The organism is Streptomyces sp. NPDC005899 (genome assembly GCF_040629645.1).
Classification (GTDB): Bacteria; Actinomycetota; Actinomycetes; order Streptomycetales; family Streptomycetaceae; genus Streptomyces.
In genome coordinates this window covers 1-1,406 of sequence record NZ_JBEXWB010000680.1, presented here as the reverse complement: position 1 = coordinate 1,406, position 1,406 = coordinate 1, and the positions used below count along the sequence as shown (strand labels likewise).

The following is a 1,406-nucleotide window of genomic DNA, read 5'->3' as shown; positions in this document are numbered from 1 at the left end:
GCCGGGAAGGCCGGTGGGAAGAGCCGCAGCACCCTGGCCGCCGCCGCCCGCCGGGCGGGCCGGGCCGGGATGCGCGGCACGGCCGCCGCCGTAAAGGCGGGCCGGGCCCTTGCCGGGTCCTCCGCCGTCCGGTCGGCCGGCACCAAGGCCCGCGCCGCCCGCCGAGGCGTGGCCAAGGCCGCGAACACTGCCCGCAAGCGGGCCCGTATCGCCTGGGCCGCCGCAGCGAAGAAGGGCAGGGCCGGGATGCGGTACCTGCTGCGCAGCGCGGCGGCGAAGGTCGCCGCCGGGGCCGTCGGCGCCCTCGCCATGGTCCCCGGCCTCCTCGGACGCGGGATCGCCGCCGCCACGGGCGGCCTGCTGCGCTTCCTGCGCCTGGCACCGCGCAACGGCACCAAGTGGGGGGGCCGCTGCACCCGCTGGGCCATGCACCTCGCGAAGAAGGTCCACACCCGGCTCATGGCCAGGGCCAAGGACGGCTGGGCCAAGGACACCCGCCCCGACGCCCTGACCGACTTCGACGAGCCCGGCCACACCACCACCCCCGCCGACCCGTTCGGCAGCGACCACTTCGGAGGAGATTGCGTGTCCGTCTTCGAGACCGAGACCGAGGCCGTACGCGAGGCGTACGCCGCCTACGAGCCGCCGATGATGCTGGCCGTGGCCGCCGAGTACTGGGGGCTGACCGAGGGCATCGCCTCAGTCGGTGAGGCGGTGCGGCAGCTCGCGGTCAACACCGCCGACAAGTACCCGGCCGACAAGCGGATGGCCGACCAGGTCGCCCAGGTCTACGCCCTGCTCCACCGGGCCGCCGAAGCCGCCCAGGAAGTCGGCCCCCTGTTCGCGAAGGTCCACGAGCACGACCTGCGCCGCCTGGAGGAGCCCCGGCCCGGCGAGCACATGTGGAACATCCTGGAACGCCGTGCGGACGGCGGCTACGACCAGCGCCAGCCCTCCCGGCTCGTCGCGGTCACCCAGGACATCGCCCACGTCTACGCCCGCTACGAGCCCGGCCACATGAAGCAGGTCGCCGCCGAGTACGAAGGCGTCCCGGCCGGGATCGAGAACATCGCCGCCACGGTCAGCCTGCTCCAGACCCGCTCCAACGAGGTCTACCCGGTCGACAAGACGGTCGTCGAAGCCCTCGCGACGGTCCACCAGCTCCTGATGCAGGCCGCGTCCGCGGCTCAGGAGCTGATGCCGTCCTTCCGCCGCCTCCACGCCCCCGACATCGCCCGCCACGAGGACCCCCGCAACGGGGACCAGGGCGAAGCCATGTGGGACGTCTGACCGGCCGGCTTCCAGCACCGCCCCGGGGGGGGGGGGGGCCGCCGCGCGCCCGGCGCCCCCCCCCGCCCCCCCCCCCCGCCCCCCCCCCGAGCGAATCCCGGCCCCCGCCGCCCCCC

General features: G+C 75.7%; 1 protein-coding gene. It reads left to right on the top strand.

The window, feature by feature from the left end; translation table 11 throughout:
• Positions 1-1,290: hypothetical protein (locus ABZ371_RS32610; RefSeq protein WP_358686553.1), on the top strand; the 1,290-nt coding region annotated here is incomplete at its 5' end.
• Between the last annotated feature and the right edge of the window lie 116 nt (positions 1,291-1,406).